General features: G+C 34.8%; 30 protein-coding genes. 22 read left to right on the plus strand and 8 right to left on the minus strand.

The window, feature by feature from the left end; translation table 11 throughout:
* Window positions 1-141: 141 nt before the first annotated feature.
* Window positions 142-633, plus strand: a complete 492-nt coding sequence (locus ACFVQC_RS19940; protein WP_377895831.1) for an ankyrin repeat domain-containing protein — start codon at window positions 142-144, stop codon at window positions 631-633.
* The gene (locus tag ACFVQC_RS19945; protein ID WP_377899011.1) at window positions 630-1,220 is read left to right on the plus strand and encodes a DJ-1/PfpI family protein; all 591 of its coding nucleotides are present in this window, start codon (window positions 630-632) and stop codon (window positions 1,218-1,220) included. Before ACFVQC_RS19940 ends, ACFVQC_RS19945 begins: the two co-directional genes overlap by 4 nt.
* Before the next feature lie 53 nt (window positions 1,221-1,273).
* On the opposite strand, the gene ACFVQC_RS19950 is transcribed toward ACFVQC_RS19945, so the two are convergent.
* Window positions 1,274-2,200, minus strand: a complete 927-nt coding sequence (locus ACFVQC_RS19950; protein ID WP_377899012.1) for an aldo/keto reductase — start codon at window positions 2,198-2,200, stop codon at window positions 1,274-1,276.
* Window positions 2,201-2,488: 288 nt separating this feature from the next.
* On the opposite strand from ACFVQC_RS19950, the gene ACFVQC_RS19955 reads away from it, so the two are divergent.
* The 7 genes from ACFVQC_RS19955 to dltD all read left to right on the plus strand — a co-directional run bounded on the left by ACFVQC_RS19955 (window position 2,489) and on the right by dltD (window position 8,848).
* Window positions 2,489-2,845: an FtsB family cell division protein gene (locus tag ACFVQC_RS19955; RefSeq protein ID WP_377899013.1), complete on the plus strand. Its 357-nt coding sequence runs from the start codon at window positions 2,489-2,491 to the stop codon at window positions 2,843-2,845.
* Entirely contained in the window at window positions 2,784-3,059 is a 276-nt protein-coding gene (locus ACFVQC_RS19960) for a hypothetical protein (RefSeq protein WP_341306544.1), read from the plus strand. The genes ACFVQC_RS19955 and ACFVQC_RS19960 overlap by 62 nt, the downstream gene beginning before the upstream one ends.
* Before the next feature lie 88 nt (window positions 3,060-3,147).
* A complete protein-coding gene (locus tag ACFVQC_RS19965) occupies window positions 3,148-3,474 on the plus strand; it encodes a DUF3870 domain-containing protein (protein WP_219919005.1) in 327 nt (108 codons plus the stop codon).
* 119 nt (window positions 3,475-3,593) lie between these two features.
* Complete coding sequence (locus ACFVQC_RS19970) at window positions 3,594-4,646, plus strand: dipeptide epimerase (protein ID WP_377899014.1); 1,053 nt, start codon at window positions 3,594-3,596, stop codon at window positions 4,644-4,646.
* A 39-nt stretch (window positions 4,647-4,685) separates the two neighbouring features.
* Window positions 4,686-5,687, plus strand: a complete 1,002-nt coding sequence (locus ACFVQC_RS19975) for a C40 family peptidase (RefSeq protein ID WP_377899015.1) — start codon at window positions 4,686-4,688, stop codon at window positions 5,685-5,687.
* A gap of 20 nt (window positions 5,688-5,707) precedes the next feature.
* The gene (locus ACFVQC_RS19980) at window positions 5,708-7,330 is read left to right on the plus strand and encodes a peptide ABC transporter substrate-binding protein (protein WP_377899016.1); all 1,623 of its coding nucleotides are present in this window, start codon (window positions 5,708-5,710) and stop codon (window positions 7,328-7,330) included.
* Between the two features lie 336 nt (window positions 7,331-7,666).
* On the plus strand, window positions 7,667-8,848 hold the full coding sequence (gene dltD / locus ACFVQC_RS19985; protein WP_377895816.1) for a D-alanyl-lipoteichoic acid biosynthesis protein DltD: 1,182 nt from the start codon (window positions 7,667-7,669) through the stop codon (window positions 8,846-8,848).
* A gap of 47 nt (window positions 8,849-8,895) precedes the next feature.
* On the opposite strand, the gene ACFVQC_RS19990 is transcribed toward dltD, so the two are convergent.
* Window positions 8,896-9,120: a hypothetical protein gene (locus ACFVQC_RS19990; RefSeq protein ID WP_002136772.1), complete on the minus strand. Its 225-nt coding sequence runs from the start codon at window positions 9,118-9,120 to the stop codon at window positions 8,896-8,898.
* Window positions 9,121-9,268: 148 nt separating this feature from the next.
* On the opposite strand from ACFVQC_RS19990, the gene ACFVQC_RS19995 reads away from it, so the two are divergent.
* Complete coding sequence (locus ACFVQC_RS19995; protein WP_377899017.1) at window positions 9,269-9,769, plus strand: DinB family protein; 501 nt, start codon at window positions 9,269-9,271, stop codon at window positions 9,767-9,769.
* A 24-nt stretch (window positions 9,770-9,793) separates the two neighbouring features.
* Here ACFVQC_RS19995 and uptA read toward each other — a convergent pair whose 3' ends face one another.
* Complete coding sequence (uptA, locus tag ACFVQC_RS20000; RefSeq protein WP_377899018.1) at window positions 9,794-10,399, minus strand: undecaprenyl phosphate transporter UptA; 606 nt, start codon at window positions 10,397-10,399, stop codon at window positions 9,794-9,796.
* Between the two features lie 274 nt (window positions 10,400-10,673).
* Here uptA and ACFVQC_RS20005 point away from each other — a divergent pair, with 274 nt between their 5' ends.
* Genes ACFVQC_RS20005 through ACFVQC_RS20015 form a run of 3 tightly spaced genes read left to right on the plus strand, consistent with a single transcriptional unit; the run spans window position 10,674 to window position 13,216 of the window.
* On the plus strand, window positions 10,674-11,789 hold the full coding sequence (locus tag ACFVQC_RS20005) for an HD domain-containing protein (protein ID WP_377899020.1): 1,116 nt from the start codon (window positions 10,674-10,676) through the stop codon (window positions 11,787-11,789).
* Between the two features lie 38 nt (window positions 11,790-11,827).
* On the plus strand, window positions 11,828-12,325 hold the full coding sequence (locus ACFVQC_RS20010) for a GNAT family N-acetyltransferase (protein WP_377895804.1): 498 nt from the start codon (window positions 11,828-11,830) through the stop codon (window positions 12,323-12,325).
* 54 nt (window positions 12,326-12,379) lie between these two features.
* A complete protein-coding gene (locus ACFVQC_RS20015) occupies window positions 12,380-13,216 on the plus strand; it encodes a metallophosphoesterase family protein (protein ID WP_377899022.1) in 837 nt (278 codons plus the stop codon).
* 178 nt (window positions 13,217-13,394) lie between these two features.
* Here the strand turns inward: ACFVQC_RS20015 and ACFVQC_RS20020 are convergent, their stop codons facing one another.
* Window positions 13,395-14,159 (minus strand): DUF1836 domain-containing protein, encoded by a 765-nt coding sequence (locus tag ACFVQC_RS20020; protein WP_377895799.1) that lies wholly within the window; start codon window positions 14,157-14,159, stop codon window positions 13,395-13,397.
* 260 nt (window positions 14,160-14,419) lie between these two features.
* Here ACFVQC_RS20020 and ACFVQC_RS20025 point away from each other — a divergent pair, with 260 nt between their 5' ends.
* The 4 genes from ACFVQC_RS20025 (at window position 14,420) to ACFVQC_RS20040 (ending at window position 16,577) form a co-directional block, all read left to right on the plus strand.
* A complete protein-coding gene (locus ACFVQC_RS20025; RefSeq protein WP_002012966.1) occupies window positions 14,420-14,869 on the plus strand; it encodes a hypothetical protein in 450 nt (149 codons plus the stop codon).
* Window positions 14,857-15,165, plus strand: coding sequence for a YxcD family protein (locus tag ACFVQC_RS20030; protein ID WP_016095605.1), 309 nt, complete (start codon window positions 14,857-14,859; stop codon window positions 15,163-15,165). The genes ACFVQC_RS20025 and ACFVQC_RS20030 overlap by 13 nt, the downstream gene beginning before the upstream one ends.
* 386 nt (window positions 15,166-15,551) lie before the next feature.
* Window positions 15,552-16,064, plus strand: a complete 513-nt coding sequence (locus ACFVQC_RS20035) for a DUF6609 family protein (protein ID WP_377899174.1) — start codon at window positions 15,552-15,554, stop codon at window positions 16,062-16,064.
* A gap of 39 nt (window positions 16,065-16,103) precedes the next feature.
* Complete coding sequence (locus ACFVQC_RS20040) at window positions 16,104-16,577, plus strand: hypothetical protein (protein WP_235713302.1); 474 nt, start codon at window positions 16,104-16,106, stop codon at window positions 16,575-16,577.
* Between the two features lie 101 nt (window positions 16,578-16,678).
* On the opposite strand, the gene ACFVQC_RS20045 is transcribed toward ACFVQC_RS20040, so the two are convergent.
* From ACFVQC_RS20045 to ACFVQC_RS20060, 4 genes are all read right to left on the minus strand, one after another.
* Window positions 16,679-17,914, minus strand: a complete 1,236-nt coding sequence (locus tag ACFVQC_RS20045) for an NAD(P)/FAD-dependent oxidoreductase (RefSeq protein ID WP_377899023.1) — start codon at window positions 17,912-17,914, stop codon at window positions 16,679-16,681.
* Window positions 17,911-18,243, minus strand: a complete 333-nt coding sequence (locus ACFVQC_RS20050) for a (2Fe-2S)-binding protein (RefSeq protein WP_002110336.1) — start codon at window positions 18,241-18,243, stop codon at window positions 17,911-17,913. Before ACFVQC_RS20050 ends, ACFVQC_RS20045 begins: the two co-directional genes overlap by 4 nt.
* Window positions 18,240-18,512, minus strand: a complete 273-nt coding sequence (locus ACFVQC_RS20055; RefSeq protein ID WP_002065856.1) for a (2Fe-2S)-binding protein — start codon at window positions 18,510-18,512, stop codon at window positions 18,240-18,242. The genes ACFVQC_RS20050 and ACFVQC_RS20055 overlap by 4 nt, the downstream gene beginning before the upstream one ends.
* A gap of 226 nt (window positions 18,513-18,738) precedes the next feature.
* Entirely contained in the window at window positions 18,739-20,400 is a 1,662-nt protein-coding gene (locus ACFVQC_RS20060) for a sigma-54 interaction domain-containing protein (RefSeq protein WP_377899025.1), read from the minus strand.
* Window positions 20,401-20,584: 184 nt separating this feature from the next.
* On the opposite strand from ACFVQC_RS20060, the gene ACFVQC_RS20065 reads away from it, so the two are divergent.
* Genes ACFVQC_RS20065 through ACFVQC_RS20085 form a run of 5 tightly spaced genes read left to right on the plus strand, consistent with a single transcriptional unit; the run spans window position 20,585 to window position 26,154 of the window.
* Window positions 20,585-21,760, plus strand: a complete 1,176-nt coding sequence (locus ACFVQC_RS20065) for an NAD(P)/FAD-dependent oxidoreductase (protein ID WP_201040326.1) — start codon at window positions 20,585-20,587, stop codon at window positions 21,758-21,760.
* A complete protein-coding gene (locus ACFVQC_RS20070; RefSeq protein ID WP_377899026.1) occupies window positions 21,757-22,794 on the plus strand; it encodes a proline racemase family protein in 1,038 nt (345 codons plus the stop codon). The genes ACFVQC_RS20065 and ACFVQC_RS20070 overlap by 4 nt, the downstream gene beginning before the upstream one ends.
* Window positions 22,791-23,732 (plus strand): proline racemase family protein, encoded by a 942-nt coding sequence (locus tag ACFVQC_RS20075; protein WP_377899027.1) that lies wholly within the window; start codon window positions 22,791-22,793, stop codon window positions 23,730-23,732. The genes ACFVQC_RS20070 and ACFVQC_RS20075 overlap by 4 nt, the downstream gene beginning before the upstream one ends.
* A gap of 22 nt (window positions 23,733-23,754) precedes the next feature.
* Window positions 23,755-24,651 carry a 4-hydroxy-tetrahydrodipicolinate synthase gene (dapA, locus tag ACFVQC_RS20080; protein ID WP_377899028.1) on the plus strand — a complete coding sequence of 299 codons (897 nt, stop codon included), beginning with the start codon at window positions 23,755-23,757 and terminating at the stop codon, window positions 24,649-24,651.
* 18 nt (window positions 24,652-24,669) lie between these two features.
* The gene (locus ACFVQC_RS20085; protein ID WP_377899029.1) at window positions 24,670-26,154 is read left to right on the plus strand and encodes an aldehyde dehydrogenase family protein; all 1,485 of its coding nucleotides are present in this window, start codon (window positions 24,670-24,672) and stop codon (window positions 26,152-26,154) included.
* Window positions 26,155-26,209 lie beyond the last annotated feature (55 nt).

A 26,209-nucleotide genomic window follows, 5' to 3' on the forward strand; every position in this document is an offset into this window, starting at 1 on the left:
TATTTAAATTCAATCGCTACTATTTTTAAAAAAAATCAAATAATATTATTATGTAAACTATTAATTTAAAAAGGAAGATATAATAATGAATAGAACATATAGAAAGGGATACTCAAATAATTTGAAAACTGGGGGATTATTATGAAACATTTACAATCAATATCACAAGCTGTCATAAGCGGCGACAAGGAAAAGGTAGAGGGATTAATAAAGATGGATCCAAGTGTTGTTAACGAATTTAGTGAAGATGGCTGGACACCACTTCATTTAGCAGCTTATTTTGGACAGATAGAACTAGCAAGTTTTCTTTTAAAAAGTGGTGCAGATATACATATTAGAGCAAAGAATGAAAATGAAAATACACCACTTCAAGCGGCAATTGCGAACAAACAAAGCGAGCTTGTAGCATTCTTAATTGAAAAGGGATCAGATGTGAATGCAGTTCAAAGTGGTGGTTGGACAGGACTTCATGAAGCTGCTTTATTAGGAAATGAAGAAATAATTATATTATTACTTGAAAACCGGGCTAATAAAACGATTAAGAAAAATGATGGGAAAACAGCGTACGATATTGCATTAGAGAAAGGGCATGAGCATCTTTTACATCATTTACAGGGGGAAGTAAGTTTATGATTAATCGCTGGAATGTAGGGATTTTTCTTTTTAATGAAGTGGAAGTGTTAGATTTTGCGGGCCCATTTGAAGTTTTTTCCGTTACTACAACGAATGGTGAACAACCATTTACTGTACATACCGTTAGCCAAGACGGGGAAATGATTATAGCGCGGAACGGATTAAAGGTACAACCGGATTATAGCATTGAAAATTTACCTCCAGTTGATATTTTAATTATTCCTGGTGGATTAGGTGTTAGAGAAAACGAAGTGGAAAATGAAATTATAATAAATTGGATTCGTCAGCAAATGAAAGAAGTGAAGTTAATGGCTTCTGTTTGTACTGGAGCGCTTTTGTTAGCGAAAGCAGGTTTACTTGAGGAAAAACAAGCGACAACACATTGGGCTAGTATTGAAAACTTTAGAAATGATTTTCCAAATATTGAAGTATTAGAAAATGTAAAGTTTGTAGATGAGGGGCATATTATTACGTCTGGTGGAATTTCAGCCGGAATTAACATGTCATTTCATATTGTGAAAAACTTGTTAGGTGCTCGGGTTGCTGAAGAAACAGCGAAGAGAATGGAATATGATATTGATTTATAATATTGAAAGTAAAACAAGACCAGCAGTTGAAATATCTAACCGCTGGTCTTGTTTTATATTGACTGAATATACGCTAATTCCTCATCCGTAAGGATCGGACGGGTAGTTGCATCTGCATTTTCTTTCGCTTGTTTTTCTGTTTTTGCGCCAGGAATTGCGACCGATACTGCTGGATGAGAGAGGACGTAGCGAAGTGCAAGTTGTCCTAATGTCTGATTTTTATTTGAGAGTAACCTTAATTTTTCTACTTTTTGTAAATCTTCTTGAAACCACTTTTCTTTTGGCCATTCTTTGCGTAAATCTCCGTCAGGAAAAGTTGTTTTATTTGTAAACTTTCCGGTTAATATCCCCATTTTTAAAGGGCCGCGTATAACAGCTCCTAAATTGTTCTCTTGTAGGTAGGGCAGTATGTCGTTTTCTGGTTTTCGGTTTAATATGTTGTAATCAAGTTGCACAACATCAATATCAGCGTTTTTATTGAAGTGTTTTATATATTGTATGTCGTGAGTTGAAACTCCAACAGCTCTTACTTTTCCGTCCCGTTTTAATATTTCAAATGCGCGTAAAAATGCTTCTGTTTCTTCTCGTTTATCCCACCAAATGTGACAGAAATAAACATCAATATAATCTGTTTCTAGGCGCAGTAAGCTAGTTTCAAATACTGCGATCACTTTTTCGGCAGTATTATAAACAGGCTCTCCACTTGGATCATAGTGATGCCCAATTAAACCGCCTTTCGTTGATAAAATGATATTATTACGGTGCTCTCTTATCGCTTGAGTTACTAACCTTTCACTATGTCCTAATCCGTATACATCAGCAGTATCAATAAAGTTTACGCCGTATTCAATAGCTTTCTGCATAGCGGTTATAGATTGTTTGTCGTTAACAGGACCCCATTCATCGCCGCCAATCGCCCACGCTCCAAAGCCAATTTCAGAAACAGTAATGCCAGTGTTACCTAATGTACGGTAGTGCATCGTTTTTCCTCCTTGTATGCATGTTATAACATCGGTATGCAAAACTGGAATTTATGTGTGTAAAAATGTTTTCTACAATTGGGGAAAAAGAATAACATAAACTACTATTTTATAGCAGCATAAATAAAATTTTTTATTTTAAATACAGAGATGTCGTCGAACGCTATCTCTAATTGGTTAATTTGTGAGTTTTTTTGGTGAAGGAGCTTATTTTATAAGAATAGAATTTAAGTTAGTAAGAGATCGTGCCGATGGTAGTGAAAAAATATGGGTTAGGGGGATTTGAAAATGAGGAAACTCAAAAGAGTAAATGTTCCTAATATACCAGAGCAACTATCACAGCCTAATGACAATCGAGCAATAAATAAGAAGAAATTAAGGCGATTTATATTCATGTTTATTTTTATAGCTGCAACTACTTTGTACGTTCAATATATTTTGACGAAACAACAAGAAATAATTAATGAAAAAAAAGATACAATAACGAATCAAAAGAAACAACTAGTTTCTTTAAAGAAAGATCAAGTTTTTTTAAAGACTAACATCGAGAATTTAGGTGATAATGAAGAAGAAATTTTAAAGTTTGCGAGAAAAGAGTATCAATTTTCTAAGTCAAACGAAACAATATTCGTATTGCCAAAGTGAAGTGGTGGAACAGTTAGCGATAGCTAACTGTTTTTTGATGTATGAGGGAAAAGGTGTTTGTAGTGTGAATGTCATGGTACAAGGAGCAATGACATATTGTAAAAATGAGAAGTTTGAGCCATTTTTAATTGTTTTAAGAGACTTTCATAATTATGGAATATATGTCAAAATAAATATTGTTAAAATTCTGTCAATTGTTTATAATACAAGGTAAGCGGATACATTTCTTAATCAACGCTGAGTTAACAGCTCATACGTCTATTAAGAAAACCGTTATCCTCGTATAAGAAAGGAAGATAGCTGTGTACGCTTCAAATACAATTTACATCGTAGGAGATGCGAAAGCACCTCAAAATAATCCCATTACCGAAAAGTTTAAAAGCTATTTTGTAGCATTTGTACTTGAGAAGGATACAGGGGAAATTGTAGATGCAGATTGCTCAGCGACAATTGCATTAACATCTCAATTTGTTAAATATTTGTTTCTACATAAAAATATTAATGATCCAGCATTAGTAACAGAAATAAAAAATCGATACTTCGGTTCGTCTCAAAAGGCGCTACTTGTAGCGCTAAAGGATGCACAGAAAAAATATAATCAGATTGCTGCTTTGTCTACCCATTCATAGACAAAATCCAGCCGTAAGAATCTTCTTATGGCTGGATTTTTTTGTTTCGCATTAACGGGCAGAATAAAGCCTCCCGTGGATTAAAGTATCACGCTATAAACAACGAAAGGATGAACAAAATGAAAATTACCGATGTGAAGGTAAACCGCCGACATGTAAAGCTTCATACACCATTTAAAACAGCGCTTCGTACTGTAACGGAAATCGAAAGTATAGATGTGTTTATTCATACAGATGAAGGGATCGTTGGAAAAGGAGCTGCTGCAGCAACGCCGGTTATTACAGGTGACTTTGCGAGCGGAATGGAAGAGGCGATTTTAGGACCAATTCGTTCTGTATTAGTTGATAAAGACATATTGCAATTTCAAACGTTATTGTTACACATCCAAAAGAGCTGCGTTGGAAACACAAGTGCGAAAGCGGCGGTAGATATGGCTTTATACGATGTATATTGTCAATTTCACAACATACCGTTATACGCATTACTAGGCGGAAAGAAAGAGGTTTATACTGATATTACAGTAAGTGTGGATGAACCTTTATTAATGGCAAAAGAAGCGAAAAAGCATATCGAAAAGGGATTCCAAACATTAAAAATTAAGGTAGGTAAAGAGGCGCATTTAGATTTGGAACGCATAGAGGCAATTCGAAATGTAGTTCCAAAGAATACGACGTTACGTTTAGATGCAAATCAAGGATGGAAACCGAAAGAAGCGGTTTCTATTATTAGAGAAATGGAGAATAGAAATTTAAATATAGAATTTGTAGAACAACCAGTTCATGCGAAAGATTGGGATGGATTAAAGTACGTGAAAGACAATGTGCAAACGCCTATTATGGCAGATGAAAGCATGTTTTCAGCAAGTGATGCATTAAAGCTCATTCAAGGGGGGTATGCAGACTTACTTAATATTAAATTAATGAAATGCGGCGGCATACGAGAAGCTTGGCGTATTGCAGATATAGCAGAAGCAGCAGGTGTGAAATGTATGGTTGGAAGTATGATGGAATCTTCACTTTCAGTTAGCGCTGTTGCACATTTAGCTGCGGCTCATCCGAATATTCATTACTTTGATCTTGATGCACCGTTATGGTTAGTAGAAGAGCCAGAAGGAATGACTTACACTGGTCCAAAGGTAAACCTGCATTCTGTAGTGAATATAAAATTTTAGAAGTAGTACCTAGTAAACTATCTTTTAAGGGGGGTATATATGAAAAAAGTAGGAACTGCATTTTTAACAACTTTATTTATATTTTCAGCATTTACATCGGCAAATGCTGAAGAGAAGAAAGATAGCAAAGCATTTATAGATGTATCTGCCGCAACGTTATGGACTGCACCTGATTCATTACGGCCAATTGATGCACCGAGTGCAACAAATCCAGTTGATTTATGGAAATGGACGAAATCAATGACGCTCGATGAAAAACTATGGTTAACAAATGCAAATAAATTAGAAACGCAAGCACTACTTGGTCAAGAAGTAACGGTCATTGATAAAAAAGGTGACTGGGTAAAAGTGTTAGTACACGGACAACCGACACCACGAAATGAAGAAGGTTACCCGGGATGGATGCTGGAAAAACAATTAACGTATAATCAGGAGTTTGCAGATAAAACAAACGAACCGTTCGTATTAGTAACGAAACCGACAGCAATTTTATATATAAATCCTTCTGAAAAACAAAAAGCACTTGAAGTTAGCTATAATACGCGACTGCCGCTACTAAGTGAAGATACAATTTCATACCGCGTATTGTTGCCAAATGGACAGAAAGCATGGCTACGAAAAAATGATGGAACGGTTTACCGTTCTCAAAATGATATTCCAACACCGACAGCTGATGATTTAATCAACACAGGGAAAATGTTTTTAGGTTTACCATATATATGGGCTGGTACAAGTGGTTTTGGATTTGATTGCTCTGGATTCACACATACGATTTATAAATCGCACGGTATTACAATACCACGAGATTCTGGACCGCAATCAAGAGCGGGGGTTGCAGTTGATAAAGAAAACTTACAAAAAGGGGACTTAATCTTCTTTGCACATGATCAAGGGAAAGGTAGTGTCCATCACGTTGCAATGTATATTGGTGATGGTAATATGATTCACTCACCAAGAGCTGAAAGGTCAGTTGAAATAATCCCGTTAAATACACCAGGATATATAGAAGAATACGCTGGTGCTCGTCGTTACTTACCGTAAAAAATAGAGGGGGTTTGGAAATGAAAAAGGTAGTTCGCTACTCATTAGTTAGTACTCTATTAGTTTCTTCATTTTTAGTTGGTTGCGCAAAAGAAAAAACAGCTACAAAGCCGAAAGATGAGAAGAAAGTATTGCAGCTACTAGAAACGGGTGAAATTCCATCATTAAATTCAGGGAAAGTAACAGATGCGGTATCATTTAACGTTTTGAATAACGTAATGGAAGGGCTATTCCGATTATCGAAAGATGATGAAGTAATTGAAGCCGGAGCGCAAAAATATGAGGTTAGTAAGGATGGAAAGACTTATACATTCCATTTACGTGATACGAAATGGTCTAACGGAGATCCAGTAACGGCTCACGAGTACGTATATGCTTGGAAGCAGCTTATTAATCCAGATACAGCTTCTCAATATGCATATATTGCGTATGATGTGAAAAATGCGGAGAAAATAAATAAGAAACAACTAGGACTAGATGAATTAGGAGTAAAAGCAAAGGATGATAAAACATTTGTCGTAGAGCTAGAACATCCTGTACCTTACTTTACGAAACTATTAATATTGCCATCCTTCTATCCAATCAATGAAAAGTTTGCGAAAGAGCAAGGTGATAAATACGGTTTAGAGGCAAATAAAGCGGTGTATAATGGGCCGTTTACACTATCAGAGTGGAAGCACGAAGCAAGTTTTACAATGAAGAAAAACGATAAATATTGGGATAAAAAAGAAGTAAAGTTAGATGAAGTAAACTACCAAATTGTTAAAGAAATTTCAACGGCGGTAAATTTATATGAAACAGATAAAGTTGATAGAGCTGTCATTTCTACAGAATTCGTAGATAAATATAAAAATAATAAAGAACTGAAGCAATATACAGATCCAGTTATGTATTTCTTCCGTTTCAATGAAAATGTACCAATGCTTAAAAATAAAAACGCACGTCTTGCGCTAAGTACTGTGTTTGATAAGAAGGGACTTGCGACTTCATTTTTAAATGATGGATCGGTTGCTGCGAACTACTATGTACCAAAAGGGTTTTTAAAAGGTCCAGATAAGAAAGACTTTAGAAGTACAGCGGGCGAGTTTAATAAGACAGACGTACAGCGGGCGAAGGAATATTGGGAAAAGGCAAAGCAAGAGACGGGTACGAACGAAGTAACGCTTGAGTTATTAAACTATGACTTAGAAAACTTTAAAAAGGTAGGCGAATATATTAAAGAACAGCTTGAGAAAAACTTACCTGGATTAAAGGTAAATGTGAAATTACAACCACATACGCAAAAACTAGCGTTAGAGAAGAAAAAAGAATATGAAATGTCGTTATCACGCTGGTTACCCGATTATCCAGATCCGATGACTTATTTAGAAGTATTCCTTTCGGGAAGTACCGTAAATAATACAGGATATGCAAATCCAGAATATGATGCGTTAATTAAGAAAATTAAAACTGAATTAGGTAATGATGAAAAAGCCCGTTGGAAGGCATTGCAAGATGCGGAAAAAATGCTCCTTGATGATGCAGTAATCGCACCAGTATTCCAGCGCGGATTATCTTATTTACAAAAACCATACGTAAAAGATTTATATGTACATCAATTTGGCCCAGCAACAAGCTTGAAATGGGCAGATGTACAAAAATAAAGTGATGGAGAAACAGACTTCACGTATGTGATAGTCTGTTTTTTCTTATAGCTTCCAATGAATTATAGACATTTTATATATTTTTTCACTGTTTAAAAATAAAATTATTACTAAATTTCCAGTGTGAAATATATGTAGAATCTTGTATAATTAACGTGTTTCTTTGGAAACATTTTCTTGCGCTATTTTTATAGGATTTAATAGAACAAGGAAGGAAATACATACATGTATATAATAGATAAATAGAATAGAACATGTATAGAGAAAAAGGAGAGAAAAGATGACGTGTCAAAAACAAGGGTTACAATTTAATAGTAATGGAAAGAGGAATATTTGATGAAGATGAAGCATGCTTTCGGACCAATTATTTTAGCCTGTATACTTTTTTTCATTGTATTGCTCATTCCATCTAAAAGTTTAGTATCACTTATTAGTGATAAAAAAGTTGAAGATGCGGCAACTTCTTTACAAAAAGAAAAACTACAAAGTGTTTTCTTACAGCAGAAAATGTTAGAGAATTCGCAGTATTTGCCGATGTACGGTTCATCTGAATTTTTACGAATGGATGCATACCATCCATCTAACTATTTCAAAGTAAATCCAGCAGGTTTTACACCATTTTTAATTGGAACTGGCGGTACGCAAAGTTTAGCTCATATTTTAAATATGACCTCAACAATGGATGAATTAGAAGGTAAAAAAGTAGTGTTTGTTCTTTCGCCACAATGGTTTACAAAAACGGGTGTATCACAAGGGGATTTTACTAATAATTTCTCCAAACAACAAGCATATCATTTTATTTTTAATGATGAAATTAAACCTGAAATGAAGAAGCAGATCGCGAAACGACTATTAGATTATGAAGTTGTTCAAAAAGATGATATATTAAAAAATTCATTAGAAGGTATTGTTTATAATGATACGAAACATAACATAAAAGCAGGTCTAGTCAAACCACTTGCTTATATGCATCGAAACATTTTAGATCATAGAGATTTATTTAACTCGCTATTTAAAATCGAACCGATGAAAGAGAAAACAAATATGGGATTACGTTCACTTTCTTGGGAAGATGCACGTAAACATGCGGAACAAGAAGGTAAAGTAGGATCCACAACAAATACATTCGGAATTGAAAATCCATATTACTATAAACATAATTTAAAGAAAAAATTAAAAGGTTTAAAAAACTTTAGAGCAAATGAATCGTATGATGATTCACCAGAATATGATGACTTACAAATTGTTTTAGATCTTTTCAAAGAAAAAAATGTAAAACCACTCTTTATTTCTGTGCCTGTAAACGGACCGTGGTATGATTACGCTGGTTTCCCAAAAGAACGCCGTGATGTGTATTATAATAAGGTTCGCGATCAAGTCGAAAAAGCAGGATACCCAGTAGTTGATTTTTCTAGCCATGAATATGATAAGTATTTCTTAAAAGATACAATTCATTTAGGCTGGAAAGGCTGGATCTATTTTGATGAAGCAGTGCAAAAGTTTTACTCTGAAAAATAATGTATAAACAATGGAAATAGGAATGGCGATAAAGCCGTTCCTATTTTTTAATATATAGGATTTTGGTGCGGGCAATTTGGAAAGGCATGTATATCTTGAATTTGTCTAAAGTCATAATGTTTCATTGCGAACTGAGCTTGGTAGAGATATTCATAAACAAATAATTGATTATTTTGTACGCCGCATAAAACGCCGGATGTCCCTTGCCCATTAATGAGAGAAACACCAACAGGGCGTCCAATTAAGTAGGGTACTTTTTGCTGCCAGTGCATAGGGGAATCACTCCTTTTGAGTTACTATACGAATTATATGACTGAATTGTTGCTTATCCACGTAAATCTTAAACTGGAGGGGTTTTTATGTAATGTCTAGAAGTTATATATGAATCAATTATTAGTGTGAAAGAGGAAGGAATGAATTATGGAGAAAGAAAGTATTCTAGAAGAAAAGTTAAGACTAATAGAATGGTGCCAAACATTGAAGTGTGTAACTAATGATGTATGGTTTGAACCTTTTAGAAAAGGTTCATGGGGAATTGCGGATGTGATTTCACATTTAATCGTTTGGGATGAGTTTTTAATGAAGTTTAGAATTCCATACTTTATAAGTGGACAATCTGTATCCAATGTTCCAACAGGCGTTGAGGAAATGAATGAGGGTGCAATAAAATATGCGAGATCCGGTATTTCAAAAGAAGAACTATTAGATCAATTCAGCTTTATTCGTAAACAGTTAGTTGATCAAATTAATCAAATTTCTGCCCGTAATTTTAAAGATGATTACCAATTCGGGACGAAAAGAGTGAGATTAAACAATTATTTTTCATCACTCATTCAACATGATTTAAAACATAAAGAAGAAATTATACAATTCCTAAAACTTAGCGAAGCCAATAATAAAAACCGCTATAATTCTAAATGAATTTATAGCGGTTTGATTGAAAATTCAAGCCAGCTTTTTACGTTTCTTTGCCCATTTTTTTATTGCGAAATACAAAATAATAAGAACAACCCCGCCAATAGCGAAAGATTTCACATACGGTCCAGCAATTTCATTAATATTCTCCCAGTTTTCACCTAGTTTTTCACCTAGATAAATGAAAATGATAGACCAAGGGATTATCGCAAGTGCTGTTAATGTAGTGAAACGTGAAATTGGCATTTTAGTAATCCCAGCTGGAATTGAAATTGCATGACGAACGACAGGGATAAAACGTGCAGTGAAAATTACGCCAGTTCCGTATCGATTAAACCAATCTTCAGCAGCATCCATTTGTTTTTTATGTATGAAAATATACTTACCGTAACGTTCTAATACAGGGCGACCACCATATCGACCAATCCAGTAAACAAAGATTTGGGCAATAACACCACCAATTGTACCGAATATAACTGCGCCTACAAATGAGATACTACCATTGAATACTAAGTAACCTGCATAAGCTAGGACAATCTCACTTGGAATAATTTCAATCATAAGTCCGAGCATAATGCCCCAATAACCTAATCCTTCAAAAAATGTTAATACTGAGTGAATAAAACTACTTAACATGGTTGCACCTTCTAATTTATGAATTTTGAATATAAGCCCCTTTATTTAACAACATAAAAGGTTCACTATATGTAGATTATACCTTATTTATATAGGGGATTGCCATTTCAATTCTTTTATGTCTCTCATAAGTATTATAGTAAAGGATATAAGCCCAGTTTTCATGAAGAGATAATGAAAAGATTATTAAAAATTTCTCATATAATAATGATAATAGACTGAAAATTAAGTATAATAGTATAGGGTTTAATTTACAAAAATAGGAGGAGAATGTATGCGTGTTACAGATTCAATTTATGGCCCAATCTCTATTCATGATAGAGATATCCTTCAATTGATAGATACTAAAGCATTTCAAAGGTTGGCCTATATTAAACAACAAGGACATACATATTTTTTACATGAGAACGCAATACATACGAGGGAAGAACATTCGATAGGTGTATATGTACTAGTAAATAAAGTGATAGAACATCTTACTGAGATTGGTGATATACATTTATCGAAATATGAACGAAAGCTAGTATCTACTGTAGCTCTTCTACACGATGCTGGACATGGTCCATATTCACATTGTTTTCAGCAAATATCAGGTGAAAATCATGGTGAGTGGACAGTACGAATCATTCAAGAGGATGAAGAAATACGCACGATTTTAAATCAGACTCCTGGATTATTAGATGATGTAACGAAAGCTTTAACAGAAGAGGATGCTTTTCCAATTATAGATGAGTTATTATTTCATTCGTTAGGAATGGATCAATTAGATTTTTGGAATAGAGATTTATATTATTCCTCGCTTGAATTCGAGGGCCTACGGATAGAAGAATTGATTGCTAATATGCGTTTTATTAACGGTAAACTTGTTATCGCAGAACAAGGAATCCCTTACATCGAACAACTAATGAAAATGAAAGAAGAGCTTTACAATAATGGCTTTGGCCATCCGTTTGTAATAGGAAAAGACTTATTATTGCAATCCATTTTTCAAAAGATAAAGGAGAAAAATCTTTCGTTCTATACTCCTGAGCTACAAAATTTCTTTTATAAAAGAAAGAAGTTAGAGATAGAGGACTTTCTTCCGTTACAAGATGAAATGATTATAAATGAAATAAAATACTTTGCAAAATCAGATGACATAGAAATAGCAGCATTAATCCATCTTTATTTCTCAGCAACTAAAAGTTTGTCATTTGAAAAAGGAATAGAGGGTGATTATAAAAAGGAAAATAGCACCGCAGTGGTAATAACTGAGAAAAAGGCTTACAGTTCATACGTAGGTGGTATTTATGTTTACAGTGAGGGGCAGCTAGAGGACATTTTAGAAAAATCAAATTTCATTCAAGAGATAGTAAAATTGCCTAAAAAAGAATACGCGTATTCTTATTAATTAGGTGTAGTAATTTGAAATGTAGATGAGGTGAAAATATGGATTGGCATGAACGTTTATTACAAATAGATGATTTACCAATTATATTAGAATGGTATAACAACGAAGAATTACATAATATAGCAGATGTGAAACCATTCAAACGATATACAATAGAAGAACTTCGAAAGTATTGGACAGAAAAACTGTCTCGATCTTATGCAAGTTATCATGTGATCGTAGTAGATGATGAAGTAATAGGGAGAGTCGGATTAAAAAAGAAGAAATATGAAGATGCGTACGTGATGGAATACTCTATCCTCATTGGTGTTTCGAATTTATATTCAGAAGGGCTTGGAACGGAGATTACAAAGTATTTTATTAGTAAATCATTTTTAGATCCTGATATAGAAGTCGTTGTATTACAAGTTAGGGAAGATAATAAGAGGGCCATTCGTTGTTATGAGAAAGCTGGATTTAAAAAAGAAAAATCGTATATAGAGAATCAAGTGAAAGTGTATGATATGCACAGAGTTAAGAAAGAAGAAACAATATAGAAAAATACACGCAGTTAATTCGGAATATAATGTTAATTTAGGGGGATGAAATACATGAAACATAAAATTGCTTTACTGGCAGATGTGCATGGTAATGCGACTGCTTTAACAGCAGTTATTGAAGATACTATGAAAGAAAGTGTTACTGATTTTTGGTTTTTAGGAGATTTAATTATGCCTGGGCCTGGATCGAATGATCTATTTGAGATGTTAGATAATATTAATGTTGATACTTATGTTCAAGGAAACTGGGAAGACAGCTTCCTTGATGTGCTTAATAAAAACATTGATATTAATAACGCAACTGATATTTATGTTTCTAGATTAGTTAAGTATCAATGTGAAAATTTGGATGAAAACTATATTAATCGTATTAAAAATTTACCACTACATATAACCAAACGCGTTAATGATTTATCAATCAGTATTAGTCATAATCTACAAAATAAAAATTACGGAGGAGATTTATGGCCCACTAATAATCAGGAAAATTTTGATCAGTTATTTGATCATGATTATGATATTGCGATTTACGCTCATACCCATCATCAATTGTTACGTTATAGCAGTAAGGATCAATTAATTATTAATCCAGGAACTATTGGACAACCTTTTTATAAATGGGACAATTTAAACTCTGACCTACGTGCTCAATACGCAATTCTTGAAATTGATGAGGCAGGGATTGCCGAGGTGAGATTTAAAAAAGTTACTTATGATGTAGAAAAGGAATTAAAAAACGCTATTAGTAAAAAGCTTCCTTATATTGATTTATATCGCGAACTGCTCGAGACAGGAAAAACTCATACTCATGATATTGAATTATTGCAAGAGATTAATGATACATACGATTATGAAGATGAAGTAATTAATTTTATAGAGAAAATCTGATATGGATTTAATAGTATGAAATAAAAATTGTTGAATTCATGATAGGTTACTAATGATATTTACATAATCAAGAGCTATTGTAAAATGAAACTTAGATGTAAAACGATTTTTGTATTTTATATTGATGTAAAACAAGCATCCCCCTGTTCTACATATATGACAGGGGGATGCTTGTTTTTTACGGCTTCACATCTAAATTTTGTAAAAATAACGTTGCTGTCACATAACGTTTCGCTAACATTTGTACATATGCGGTATGTACAGATAGTGTAGCGATAATAATAGCGTTACGAATTGCTTCGCGTTGTTCGTTATTTATTTGATCGAACTTGCTTGCGATTTTATCCGCTTTTTCTTTTACAATATTTTCAATCGTATGAATTGTATCTGTAGCATTTAGTTGTATGCAATTCCCTTGATTTAGTTCTTCAAATAAAGAGGAGTAAGCAACATATAAATGAACAGGATTAATTAAATCATCACTTCGATCGGCCGGGTCATTTACGATGAGTCGTAATAGTTTACGAATAGATTCAAAATCAAGCGCTGTTTTTAAATCTTCAACAATAAATAGTAAGGCTGCTTGTTCGATTGAGTATTTCTTCCCTTTTTGAGGGGAGCCAATCATTTCTTTTATATCTCGTTTCACCCAGTTTTGCATAGCAGTTACAGAGAAACTCGTGTTTTCAATCTGATTGCCAAGCGCAACAATTTCATTTAAAGAAAAACCGACATCCGTATCATCAATCTTGATCAGTTTTTCAAAAATAGGTGAAAGTACGGTTGTAATAAAAGCAGTAACGCTTTGTCCGCTCTCAATATCTTTTTTATGTGACTTTGCCCAAGCTTCTTGTAAAATACCAAGAGGTTTTTTCGTATTCCATCCTCTTAATGATAGAAGGAGCGTTGCCATTTCGTTTCGTGTGAGATGAAATGTTTCCATCTTTTCACCTCCAAAATTATAAAAAGTTCTTATGAACTTATAATATGTTTTGTTTCATTTAAAGTCAATTCCGTTTTTCTTAATTTTTCCTTTGTTATGGAATTATTGTCGTAAGTAAATAATACTTGCATATTTCGACAAAAGTTCATATAATAAGTTCATAAGAACCTTTAAAATGGTTTTAAAACAAATCTATCATTCTGAATTTACTAGAAAGGTAGATTTCACATATATCTATATAAAAGGAGAATGGATATAATATGTTGAAAAAACTTGTAGCAGTAATGACAGCATTCATGGTTATCTTTGGGGCTAGTAGCTTTATGTTCGTAAATCACGCGGAAGCGAAAAGTTACAAATCTGGTAAAAAATCATATACACCAAGTTCTGGTCAAAATTCAAAAGTTGATTTAAACAAAAAAGATTCTAATGTAAATTCACAAAAAACGACAACAGATTCAAAAACAAAAGCAACAAACACAGCACCAAAAAGTAATAAAGGTGGCTTTATGAAAGGCTTATTACTAGGTGGTCTTGGTGGTTTACTAATGGGTAGCTTATTTGCAAATATGGGAGCTCTTGGTTCTGTATTAGCGTTTATGGTAAATATGTTAGTAATGGCTGGTATCGTAATGTTAGCAGTTCGTGCATTTAAATACTTCAAAGATCAACGTAAGAAAAAGGCAGATGAAGTAGCATGGAAACAATAAAAATTTCTGAGCAAGAATTAATAAATGCGCTTTGTGTATATATCGCTGAAAAAAGACAAGTTGGTCCAGAAGAAGTTTCAGTTGAACTAATGTATGATGACGACTACGGTTTCTCTGCAGAAGTAGAGGTAAATGGTCGCCAGCAAATTTTAATTCAAGCAAACTTAATCGAAGCACTACGCTTACTACTTGATCGAGAATACAACGTCAATTCATTTGCAGCAAGATTGCAACTTGAATTAGATGATGAAGAAGGTATTTACGCATTAGCGAAATTTAATAACGATGAACAATAAAACTGTTAGAGCCTTATGCTCTAACAGTTTTTTATTTTGATTAATATTGTTAGTATGTTTTTTCTTTTAGATTAAAATCCAGTATTTCATGTGTCTTCAATTTAGTATTTGCATCATTTTATCTATCTAATCCAAAGTTGGCTATCCAAATAAATAATAATTTTGACATGAAACGACTTTTATTTATTTATTCGACGAATTACGACAAATAAATCACAGCTATATTTGATATGATATTTCAGAAATCTTATATTTTATTATTCAAAGTGAGGTAGAAGAATGATGGTTTGAATTTAGCTGAATTTGCTCATAAGGCTTCTGGTAAAAAAGTATTTATATCAAGAATATCAGAAAAGTTCGAAAAAGTTCAAAAAGGAGAACGGAACATGGAAACACAAACTTATAAGTATCCTAGACAAAAGATTAATGGGATTTGGCTAATAATTGCTGGAGCAGCAATGTTTTTACTTTTAATAAAACATAACGGCTATCCAAATGTTTGGCCTTTTATTATTGTTTATACATTAGGAATGATATGGCAATTGAACCCTAAAACTAGGAAGAAATTTGCAGTTGATTCTGGAACATCAGAACAAAAAAAGTGGGCTAATTTTTCAATGATGCTTTTGGCTATTTTAGTTTTTCTCATTTTTCATTTTGTCGGCGATGATTATAGAAATTGCTGGCTATTAATTCTTTTAGCTGTAGGTATTCATTTCTTAATGTTTATTCCCGTACATGGAAAAATGATGTTTTTGCTGTCCATTATTTTAATATTCAATTCATTCGTAGGATTAATCATTACCAACGTAAATCTAGATGTATTTTTTGTAATAGATGGTTTAGTGAAAATTTTAGTTGGTGTAATTTTTATTAGGTTAAGTCCTATTGATTTTTAAAATACAGTTGATAAGTATATTAGAAAAGAAGGCGTAGTAATGCTATTTTTTATGTTAGCTATTAGTGTAGGATTAATATTTTTTGTTCATTATATAACGAAACAGATGTTTAAATACGAAGCAAATCACCTAAGTTCAAAAAAACGCTTTTTAATAAATCTTTTGCAATTTGTTAGATTTGCACCAGTAATTGTATTACTTGTAATATGCATACTGGTATTAACAACTTTGCACACGAAAACAGGTATTCGACTATCTCATGCATGGTATGCTGCGCAATTTTGGTCCTATTATACGTTTTTGTATTGTATTTATATGATAACTAGGAAAAAACTGCTTCTTTTTTCAATGGTTATATCCTTAATTATGGCCATTTATTACACTCCGTTGTTCCACTTTGAAAACCAATTTATAGGATTTTATGTAATTGTCGCTGATATTTGCGGAATTTTAATGTTTATAAATTTATGGATGTCGATATCGAAAGTTTTAGTCGGAATGAAAAATAGGTAATACCTTTGGTTCCTGTAATTGACAGAAATACTAGATGTAGTACAAAAATTATAAAAAAGGCGGTGGAAATGAATCCACCGCCTTTTTTATATGCTAGTATTTCACGCTTTCATTTGTTGATTTTCTTCAAATGATTGAAAATCACGCCAAATCTCATTCATCTTTTGTCTACCAACATCAACCATCGGATTAAACTGAATCGCAGCTTTCTGACGTACAGTGTGAACATTTTGAATTGCTTGTTGTAAATGTTTTTCAACCGAATTAGATGTTTTATTAGCCTGTTTTACGATTGAATATCCAGCGACAGTACCTTGCGCCATCGCGATTTTCCCGCTTTCAATTCCGGTAATATTTCCAGCTACAAATAAACCTGGAAGAGGGGTTTCCATTTCTTCTGAATGAAGCGGGACATGTCCGCCTAATTCCGGAATGTAATGGAAAGGGCATCCCGCTACAGCGGCAAGTTCAGCAAGCGGATATAGCCCTCCGGCAATACAAACGAAGTCAGCCTCATATATCTTTTCTGATCCATTAATAATATTTCCTTTAGAATCAATATTAGCTACACGGACACCTTCAACTTGATCCGTTCCGATAATTTCAAGCGCAGCTTTACGAAGATGAAGTGGTGTTCCGTTTATTTTCATTCCGCTATTTGGATAAAAGGTTAATCCGGCTTTTCGAATCCAATCATACTTCATAAAACGACTACCTATACGTAGGAAAGCAGATGGGGCAAGGTGAGCCGCATTTAAGAGTGAGTTTAATACTTCTTCTGGTTCACTAGCTTTTCCGCTCAACTCGCTTTTTTCAGGGAGTACAATATGATCCACTGTAATTCCAGCTAATTGCAATTCATTTAAAATGGCGAAAGATAAAATGTTAGCGCCAATTATGATTCCTTTTTTCCCAACTTGAACTCGGTGAACATTTGTCATAACTTGAGCTGCTCCAATTGACATAACTCCTGGAAGTGTCCAGCCAGGAAGGGGAATAGAATACTCGGCAGCCCCAGTAGCAATTAGTACGAACGCTGCTTCTAACGTACCGATATTTGTATGTACGAACCAAGAACTCTCATCTTTATCTAAATTATAGACGGAAACACCGCACCGGATATCGACTGAAAGTGATTTTGCTTCTTCTCGAAGGCGTTTTGATTCTTCTATTCCGTTCCACCATTCCCCAGTAGGCTCTTGATGTAACTGTCCTAACAATCTCCCGCCCGGCTTCATAAATTCATCAATAACAAGTACGTTAAGTCCAAAACGTGCACAAGAGATGGAAGCTGATAATCCTGCTGGTCCTGCGCCAATAATAATTACATCGATCATCGCTTTTTCACCATCTCTCTCACGATATTTGGATGTTGTTTTCCGCTTTCAACAACCATATCGTTTTCTACAACCGTTAAGCATGCTCGTACGTTCGTTTGATTGTTTACTGTCACACGGCATTCAGAACAATGTCCGATATTACAATAAATACCTCGCGGCGTCCCGCTATCTTCATGGACTCTTAACGTTCTTATTCCGTTTGCAAGTAGAGCGGCCGCTATCGTTTCATGTTCATATGCTTCATATTGTTGACCATTAAATTGAAAATTGATACGCTGACTACTATTTAAACTACCTAAAATAGGGTGATTTATAATTCTATTCATTTATTTTCACCTACCGCCCCAAAAGTAACTGCACGCACTGGTGGTTGATATTTTAATGGAATCTCGTCAGGAGATGTACCAGGGTTAGCGTTTTCGATCATTCGATCTAGGGTTGTTCTACATGTACGTCCCCCGCAAAAACCCATACCAGCACGCGTTCTTAGTTTTAACTCACGAGCTGAGCAATTATATTCAGCAATTGTCGATTGAAGTTGTCCGTATGTAACTTCTTCACAACGACAAACAATTAAATTCTCTTTATTCGTCATATGTATTCCTCCTCTAGTTCGGTTTACACAAATTATTATGCAATAACTATGCCAATATAGAGGAGGAGAAGGGGTTATCCCACATTAACGGGCAGTAAGACCTCACCTCAAAATTCAGTGAAAGCAAAGAAGTTAGGTGGGGGTCGGGCTGCCCGTAAAATTCCGATTGGTGAGGGCTGATAATCAAGTGGGGATGAACAAAACCCCCACTGATTAAAGTTTCACTTTATTGTAACCCAAGCCTTTTTAAGCGGTTATATAAAGTGGCCCTCGTTACCCCGAGTTGTTTCGCACATTCTAATTTATTACCATCTAAAATGTGTAAAGCTCTTTCAATTACCTTTTTCTCGTGCTCATCCATTTCTTCTTGTAAAGAAAGAATCATATTATTATTGCTGAGTAATAGGGAATGAGATGTTTTGTTCTCTAAAGTATCATTTGTATGAAACGGTAAATATTCTTGTTTTATAATGCCGTCTGTCGCAAATACGACGAGTCTTTCAACTACGTTGCGGAGCTCGCGAATATTACCAGGCCAATCGTAATGAAGTAGTTCATGCATAATACTTGAAGGTAAGTCGCGAATAGGCCTGTTATAGTTTATTGAAAAATCGTTTAAGAAGGAATAGGATAATTCGATAATATCCTCTCGTCTTTCGCGTAGTGGCGGAATATGCAAGCTTACTACGTTTAAGCGATAGTATAAATCTTCTCGGAAAGTTCCTTTTCTCATTTCTTCTTGTAAATCACGATTTGTAGCAGCGATAATGCGGAAATCGATATTAATTTCTTTTTCTCCACCAACTCGGTAATACTTTCGTTCTTGCAGTACACGCAAAAGTTTCACTTGCATATCGAGAGGCATTTCTCCAATCTCATCAAGGAATAAAGTACCGCCTTGCGCGAGCTCTATTTTCCCTTTCTTCCCTTTACTATTTGCACCAGAAAAAGCCCCGCGCTCGTAACCAAATAATTCACTTTCAAATAACGCTTCAGGAATTGCACCGCAGTTAATTGAAATAAAAGGGGCATTCGCTGTCTCACTTGCTTCATGAATTGCTTTCGCAAACACTTCTTTTCCAACTCCGCTTTCGCCGAGTATTAAAACCGTGGACTTCACTGAACAAACCTTTCTAGCTAATTGAATCGTTCGTTGTATAACAGGGCTTTTTCCATTCATCGCAAGGAAAGGATCGGATGTATCTTTATATTTTGCTACTTCTTGTTCTAATCGGTGCATTTCATGCGACATATTAAATAGTTTTTCATTCAAAGCGACTTGATTTGTAACATCAGTTTCAGAAACGACTGCTCCTATAATTTCATCGTTACAATAAACTGGATTTGAATTAATTAATACGAACAAGTCCGGACGAGGCTGATGGAACTGAGCGATTATGCTTTTTCCGTCATGTAATGATTGTAAAATTTCTAAATCTTTATAATCAAAAAAACGTGTAATCGGTTGTCCGATAATTTCGTTATGTTTGACTGAAAAGATTTTTTCAGCGCCATCTGTCCACGTACGAACGCATTCTTTCTCATCAATGACGGTAACAGAAGAATCAGTCGTTTGAATGACAGTGTTATAAAAAGCTAGCAGATCATTGTAAGATTTATAAAGAAATGGAATCATTTGTTGAGCAGTTATACAGCATATAGGCTCTAGATTTTCGTTCACAATTACAACTGCCGAATTGTTAGAAAAAGCTTCGATTAACGTAGTGAAAGAGTCCTCTTCATAAATAACTGCGCAACTACATTCTTCAGTAGATGAAGGAAGGTAATAAAAATTTTTACCTTCCTGTTTCATGTGCTGAATGGTGCTTGTACAATCAATTGATAAAATTTTTATAAACTCTTTTATTGTTGGAAATGAAAATGTCATAGTGTCCTCCTGGTATGTATAAAAATTTAGACAGTGATAAAGAAATAATACACCTATTTACGATAAATTTAAAATATTTTTACAAATAAAAATTATTTCATATAAATAGTTCTGTATGTAGAGTTGGCACACCAATTGCATAAATAAAAAATGAGAGATTTAGGAGAAAGGAGGAGTGCTATATATGAGGCACTGTGACGTTTTAATAATAGGCGGTGGAATTATAGGATGTTCTATCGCTTATTACACTTCAAAATACGGAAGAGACGTAACGATCATTGAAAAAGGAGAATTTGTCAGTGGAACGTCTTCACGGTGTGACGGGAATATTTTAGCGATTGATAAAGACCCAGGGTTTGATAGCCAAATGTCGTTAGTAAGTCAAAAATTAGTAACAGAACTAAGTGAAGAGTTGGAGCACTCATTTGAATATAGGGCACCTGGAAGCATTCTCGTTTGTGAATCAGACGAAGAGATGGAGGCAGCGCAGCAATGGGTGAATCGTCAAAAAGAAGTGGGCTTACCGTTTCGCATGCTTGACAGGCAAGATATAAGAGAGGAATCACCATTTTTTGCGGATGATTTATTAGGTGGTTTAGAATGCGCAACTGATTCGACTGTAAATCCATATCTTCTTGCTTTTTCCCTACTTGCAGAATCGAAGAAATTTGGTGCGAAAGTTTTTAATCATACAGAAGTAAAAGAAATGAAAAGAGATATAGATGGTTCCTTTATTGTAGAAACAACAAATGGGACGTTTACTGCGAAGCAAGTAGTGAACGCAGCCGGTGTGTGGGCTCCTAAAATTGGACAGATGTTAGATGTGACTATCCCAATTGAACCGAGAAAGGGACATATTATTGTAGCTTCAAGGCAACAACACGTAGGTTGCCGTAAAGTAATGGAATTTGGTTATTTAATTTCTAAGTTTGGTGGAAAACGAAAAGTGGATGCTTTAACTGAAAAGTACGGGGTAGCTCTTGTGTTTGAGCCAACAGAAAGCCAAAATTTTTTAATTGGTAGTAGTAGAGAGTTTGTAGGGTTTCATACGAGGATAAATAATGAGGTTATTAAATGTATTGCGAACAGAGCAATTCGTTTTTATCCGAAAATGGCAGATATGATGGTGATTCGTTCATATGCTGGTTTACGCCCGTGGACAGAAGATCATTTGCCGATCATTTCACGAGTGGAACATATTCCGAATTATTTTATTGCAGCAGGACATGAAGGTGATGGAATTAGTCTGGCAGCAGTTACTGGGAAAGTGATTGAAGAGTTATTAAATGAAAAAGAAACAATCATTCCTATTGAACCACTTCGTTTGAGTCGTTTTACAGAAAGGGTGTTAAACGGATGAGGTCACAAAGAGTCTTTACGACGATTGATACACATACGGGCGGGAATCCAACGAGGACATTAATTAGCGGACTTCCTAAGTTAATTGGAGAGACGATGGCAGAGAAGATGCTACATATGAAAAAGGAGTATGACTGGATTCGCAAATTGTTAATGAATGAGCCGCGTGGTCATGATGTAATGTCTGGAGCATTGTTAACAGATCCGTGTCATCCTGAAGCTGATATAGGCGTTATATACATAGAGACAGGCGGATATTTACCGATGTGTGGCCACGATACAATCGGTGTATGTACAGCTTTAATTGAATCAGGTTTAATTCCAGTAGTTGAACCGATTACTTCTTTAAAGCTAGATACACCAGCTGGCTTAGTTGAAGTGGATATTACTGTTCAAAATGGAAAGGCGAAAGAAGTTTCATTCTGTAACATACCAGCTTTTTTACTGAAAAATATTTCTGTACACGTCGAAGAAATTGGAACTGTAGAGGCTGATATTGCGTATGGGGGGAATTTTTATGCCATTATTGATGCGAAGTCAGTAGGCTTAGAGTTGGTACCAGAAAACGCATCTACAATCATTGATAAGGCTATTCATATTAGAAATACAATTAATGAGAAGTTTGAAGTTATTCATCCAGAGTATTCGTTTATAAGAGGATTAACACATGTTGAATTTTATACAAATCCTACTCATGAAAGTGCGCATGCGAAAAATACAGTTGTTGTTCCGCCAGGAGGAATTGATCGATCTCCATGTGGTACAGGAACATCAGCGAAGTTAGCTGTATTATACGCTCATAAAAAAATTGATATCGATGAAGAATTTGTTCATGAGAGTATTGTAGGTTCTTTATTTAAAGGGTGTGTTATGAATACAACATATGTAGAAAATATTGAAGCTGTAGTAACGAAAATTACGGGATCAGCTTGGCTTATGGGCATGCATAGATTTTTTTACAATGAAAAGGATCCACTTAAAGAAGGCTTTTTGCTAATTCCGCCGATGGAACATGAAACGGAGGATGTAAAATGAACATTCAAAAAATGTATACAGCAGTAGACGTACATGTAAATGGCGAGGCATTTCGTGTAATGAAAGACGTACCATGCAAATACTACTACAGTTTGGAGCAATTAAACGAACAATTTTCAGGTGAATTAGCAGAGGAAATGAAGCTTTTATTAAATGAACCACGTGGTTTTATTGGTTTAAATGGATGCGTTGTCGTTCCTTCTATTCATAATGAAGTGGATGCAGCGGTATTGTTTTTTAATCATGAAGGATCAATTCCTCTTCATTACGGAGGCATTGTCGCAGTAATAACGATGTTACTAGAAAGCGGGTATTTAAAAAAGAGAGAGTCCAATCAATACAAAATCGAAACGCTATCTGGCATATTTTCAGTCGATGCATATGTAGAGAATGATGAAGTTATATCTGTCTCGTTTGAAAGCAAACTATGCTATATGATTGAGGAAAATTTAAAGGTTGGTAATATAAGTTACTCTCTCATACAAGCAGATAAAGTATATGCAGTTGTAGAAAAGGGTGCATATTCGCCAGAAATTTATATTGAAAACATTTCTGAATTAAAAAAATGGGGAGAAGCTACACTTCAAGCTATACAAAAACAGTCACTTATAAAAAGACTTATTTTAGTAGATTCTACGCAAAAAGAAAAGAACCATATAAAGTCGATTACATTTCATGAAGATAACTTTATAGTACGTTCGCCAGGTTTTGTTTCTACTATTGTGTCCTATGTTCATGCTTTATTTAAAAATGATTATATAACGGATAAACCTTTTAAAAACGAAAGTATATTTAATAGTTTTATAACAGTAGAAAAAGTGAAGAAAGAAGAACAAGGATACATTTTTCGATTTGAAAGTAGAGGGTTTATTACAGGAATGCAGACGTTTCTATTAGACCCTACAGATCCGTTTCAAACAGGTTTCTTATTAAAATAAAATGTTAAAGGGAGAGATAAAGATGCAAAAAATTAAAGGGGCATTTCCAGTATTAATAACACCGATGGATGAATTTCAAGAGATTGATTGGAAAGGTGTAAAACAAAACGTAAACTACTTTATTGAGCAAAAAGTAGCTGGAATTATTATTAATGGAAGTACAGGGGAATTTGTTAGTTTATCAAAAGAAGAACGATTTAACATGGTAGAAACTGTATTGAAAGAAGTTGATGGCCGTATTCCAGTCATTGTTGGAACTGCAGCAGAAACGACGAAAGAAACGATTGAATATACGAAACATGCAGAGGCGCACGGAGCGGATTGTGCGTTAATTATAAACTCTTACTATTGTAAACCGAAGGAAGAGGAAATCTATTTTCATTTTAAGGAAATCTCAAACGCTGTAAATATACCAATTATGCTATACAATAACCCATTTACTTCTGGTGTTGATATGAGTAAAGAGCTAATGCTCCGTATTGGAAAAGAGTGTGAAAATGTTACACATATTAAAGAATCTAGCGGAGATATTCGAAAAGCGAGAGATTTAGTAAGACAAGGTGAAGGTGCTTTTCAAGTCTTTTGTGGATCTGAAGATTTAGTTATGGAATCTTATTTAGTTGGTGCAACAGGATGGGTTTCAGTAGCAGGAAATATCGTTCCAGGTCTCGTTACGAAAATGTATGAGCATTTTCAAAATGGTGAATTAGAAAAAGCGTGGGAAATAAACGATGCTATTTTACCTCTTTGCGAGTTTCTTGAAGGATCAGGGAAATATGTACAAATTGTTAAACGCTCAATGGAATTACATGGGCAAGTCGGAGGACCTTCACGTTATCCGAGATTAGGATTAACTGAAGAAGAAGATCAAAAGCTTCAAACGATTTTATCAGAAATTGCAGCTCATGCAGCTGTTTAAATAAGGAGGAGAGCATAGATGTTAACGACAAACATTGAGCTGAAACCAAAAGTCAAAGCGTTTTTAAATAAAGAAATTAAAATGTTTATTAATGGTGAATTTGTTCCTTCTATTAGTGGGAAGACGTTTGAAACTTACAATCCGGCGACAGAAGATGTTCTAGCCGTCGTATGTGAAGCGCAAGAAGAAGACATTGATATCGCAGTAAAAGCTGCAAGACTTGCTTTTGAAACAGGGCCTTGGGCGGAAATGACTACTGCTGAAAGAGCGCATCTTATTTATAAACTAGCGGACTTAATTGAAGAGCATAGAGAAGAATTAGCACAGCTGGAAGCTTTAGATAATGGAAAACCATACCAAGTAGTACTTGATGATGATATTGCAGCGACTGTAGAAAATTACCGCTATTACGCGGGATGGGCTACAAAAATTACCGGGCAAACAATTCCAATTTCAAAAGATTACTTAAATTACACACGCCATGAACCTGTTGGTGTTGTAGGTCAAATAATTCCGTGGAATTTTCCGCTCGTTATGTCTTCTTGGAAAATGGGTGCTGCACTGGCGACAGGTTGTACGATTGTATTAAAACCAGCAGAACAAACACCTTTATCTTTACTATATGCAGCGAAGCTTTTTAAAGAAGCTGGTTTTCCAAACGGTGTTGTAAACTTGGTACCAGGTTTCGGCCAAGAAGTAGGAGCTGCAATAGTAAATCATCATGATATCGATAAAGTAGCTTTTACTGGTTCAACAGTTACAGGGAAATATATTATGCGACAATCTGCGGAAACAATTAAACATGTAACGTTAGAACTTGGTGGTAAGTCACCAAATATCATTTTGGAAGACGCTGACTTAGAAGAAGCGATTAACGGTGCGTTCCAAGGAATTATGTATAATCATGGTCAAAATTGTAGCGCAGGATCTCGAGTTTTCGTTCATCGAAAGCATTATGAAACAGTCGTAAATGAACTTGTGAAAATGGCAAATGACGTGAAGCTTGGAGCAGGTATGGAGGCGGAAACTGAAATGGGACCGCTCGTATCTAAAAAACAACAAGAGCGTGTGCTAAATTACATTGAAAAAGGAAGAGCTGAAGGTGCTACTGTTGCAGCCGGCGGTGAACGTGCATTTGAAAAAGGTTATTTTGTACAGCCAACAGTATTCACAAATGTTACAGACGATATGACAATTGTTAAGGAAGAAATTTTTGGACCAGTTGTCGTTGTACTTCCATTTGATTCGACAGAAGAAGTAATTGAAAGAGCAAACCGCTCTTCATATGGACTTGCTGCGGGTGTATGGACACAAAATATTAAAACAGGGCATCAAGTTGCCAATAAATTAAAGGCAGGAACAGTGTGGATTAATGATTATAACCTAGAAAATGCTGCTGCGCCATTTGGTGGATATAAGCAATCTGGTATCGGACGTGAATTAGGTTCATATGCACTTGATAATTATACAGAAGTGAAAAGTGTTTGGGTAAATATTAAGTGAAAAGCTAGTCTGTGGAAGTCTGGCAGACGATTAATAGTGAGAAGTTAAAAGAATG

Source organism: Bacillus sp. NPDC057893, assembly GCF_042796455.1.
Classification (GTDB): domain Bacteria; phylum Bacillota; class Bacilli; order Bacillales; family Bacillaceae_G; genus Bacillus_A.

Bases quoted from the DNA above. Each gene is read 5' to 3' on its own strand.
- ACFVQC_RS19940 (WP_377895831.1), top strand. From the start codon at position 142: ATGAAACATTTACAATCAATATCACAAGCTGTCATAAGCGGCGACAAG.
- ACFVQC_RS19945 (WP_377899011.1), top strand. From the start codon at position 630: ATGATTAATCGCTGGAATGTAGGGATTTTTCTTTTTAATGAAGTGGAA.
- ACFVQC_RS19950 (WP_377899012.1), bottom strand. From the start codon at position 2,200: ATGCACTACCGTACATTAGGTAACACTGGCATTACTGTTTCTGAAATT.
- ACFVQC_RS19955 (WP_377899013.1), top strand. From the start codon at position 2,489: ATGAGGAAACTCAAAAGAGTAAATGTTCCTAATATACCAGAGCAACTA.
- ACFVQC_RS19970 (WP_377899014.1), top strand. From the start codon at position 3,594: ATGAAAATTACCGATGTGAAGGTAAACCGCCGACATGTAAAGCTTCAT.
- ACFVQC_RS19975 (WP_377899015.1), top strand. From the start codon at position 4,686: ATGAAAAAAGTAGGAACTGCATTTTTAACAACTTTATTTATATTTTCA.
- ACFVQC_RS19980 (WP_377899016.1), top strand. From the start codon at position 5,708: ATGAAAAAGGTAGTTCGCTACTCATTAGTTAGTACTCTATTAGTTTCT.
- dltD (WP_377895816.1), top strand. From the start codon at position 7,667: ATGAAGATGAAGCATGCTTTCGGACCAATTATTTTAGCCTGTATACTT.
- ACFVQC_RS19990 (WP_002136772.1), bottom strand. From the start codon at position 9,120: ATGCACTGGCAGCAAAAAGTACCCTACTTAATTGGACGCCCTGTTGGT.
- ACFVQC_RS19995 (WP_377899017.1), top strand. From the start codon at position 9,269: ATGGAGAAAGAAAGTATTCTAGAAGAAAAGTTAAGACTAATAGAATGG.
- uptA (WP_377899018.1), bottom strand. From the start codon at position 10,399: ATGTTAAGTAGTTTTATTCACTCAGTATTAACATTTTTTGAAGGATTA.
- ACFVQC_RS20005 (WP_377899020.1), top strand. From the start codon at position 10,674: ATGCGTGTTACAGATTCAATTTATGGCCCAATCTCTATTCATGATAGA.
- ACFVQC_RS20010 (WP_377895804.1), top strand. From the start codon at position 11,828: ATGGATTGGCATGAACGTTTATTACAAATAGATGATTTACCAATTATA.
- ACFVQC_RS20015 (WP_377899022.1), top strand. From the start codon at position 12,380: ATGAAACATAAAATTGCTTTACTGGCAGATGTGCATGGTAATGCGACT.
- ACFVQC_RS20020 (WP_377895799.1), bottom strand. From the start codon at position 14,159: ATGGAAACATTTCATCTCACACGAAACGAAATGGCAACGCTCCTTCTA.
- ACFVQC_RS20025 (WP_002012966.1), top strand. From the start codon at position 14,420: ATGTTGAAAAAACTTGTAGCAGTAATGACAGCATTCATGGTTATCTTT.
- ACFVQC_RS20030 (WP_016095605.1), top strand. From the start codon at position 14,857: ATGGAAACAATAAAAATTTCTGAGCAAGAATTAATAAATGCGCTTTGT.
- ACFVQC_RS20035 (WP_377899174.1), top strand. From the start codon at position 15,552: ATGGAAACACAAACTTATAAGTATCCTAGACAAAAGATTAATGGGATT.
- ACFVQC_RS20040 (WP_235713302.1), top strand. From the start codon at position 16,104: ATGCTATTTTTTATGTTAGCTATTAGTGTAGGATTAATATTTTTTGTT.
- ACFVQC_RS20045 (WP_377899023.1), bottom strand. From the start codon at position 17,914: ATGATCGATGTAATTATTATTGGCGCAGGACCAGCAGGATTATCAGCT.
- ACFVQC_RS20050 (WP_002110336.1), bottom strand. From the start codon at position 18,243: ATGAATAGAATTATAAATCACCCTATTTTAGGTAGTTTAAATAGTAGT.
- ACFVQC_RS20055 (WP_002065856.1), bottom strand. From the start codon at position 18,512: ATGACGAATAAAGAGAATTTAATTGTTTGTCGTTGTGAAGAAGTTACA.
- ACFVQC_RS20060 (WP_377899025.1), bottom strand. From the start codon at position 20,400: ATGACATTTTCATTTCCAACAATAAAAGAGTTTATAAAAATTTTATCA.
- ACFVQC_RS20065 (WP_201040326.1), top strand. From the start codon at position 20,585: ATGAGGCACTGTGACGTTTTAATAATAGGCGGTGGAATTATAGGATGT.
- ACFVQC_RS20070 (WP_377899026.1), top strand. From the start codon at position 21,757: ATGAGGTCACAAAGAGTCTTTACGACGATTGATACACATACGGGCGGG.
- ACFVQC_RS20075 (WP_377899027.1), top strand. From the start codon at position 22,791: ATGAACATTCAAAAAATGTATACAGCAGTAGACGTACATGTAAATGGC.
- dapA (WP_377899028.1), top strand. From the start codon at position 23,755: ATGCAAAAAATTAAAGGGGCATTTCCAGTATTAATAACACCGATGGAT.
- ACFVQC_RS20085 (WP_377899029.1), top strand. From the start codon at position 24,670: ATGTTAACGACAAACATTGAGCTGAAACCAAAAGTCAAAGCGTTTTTA.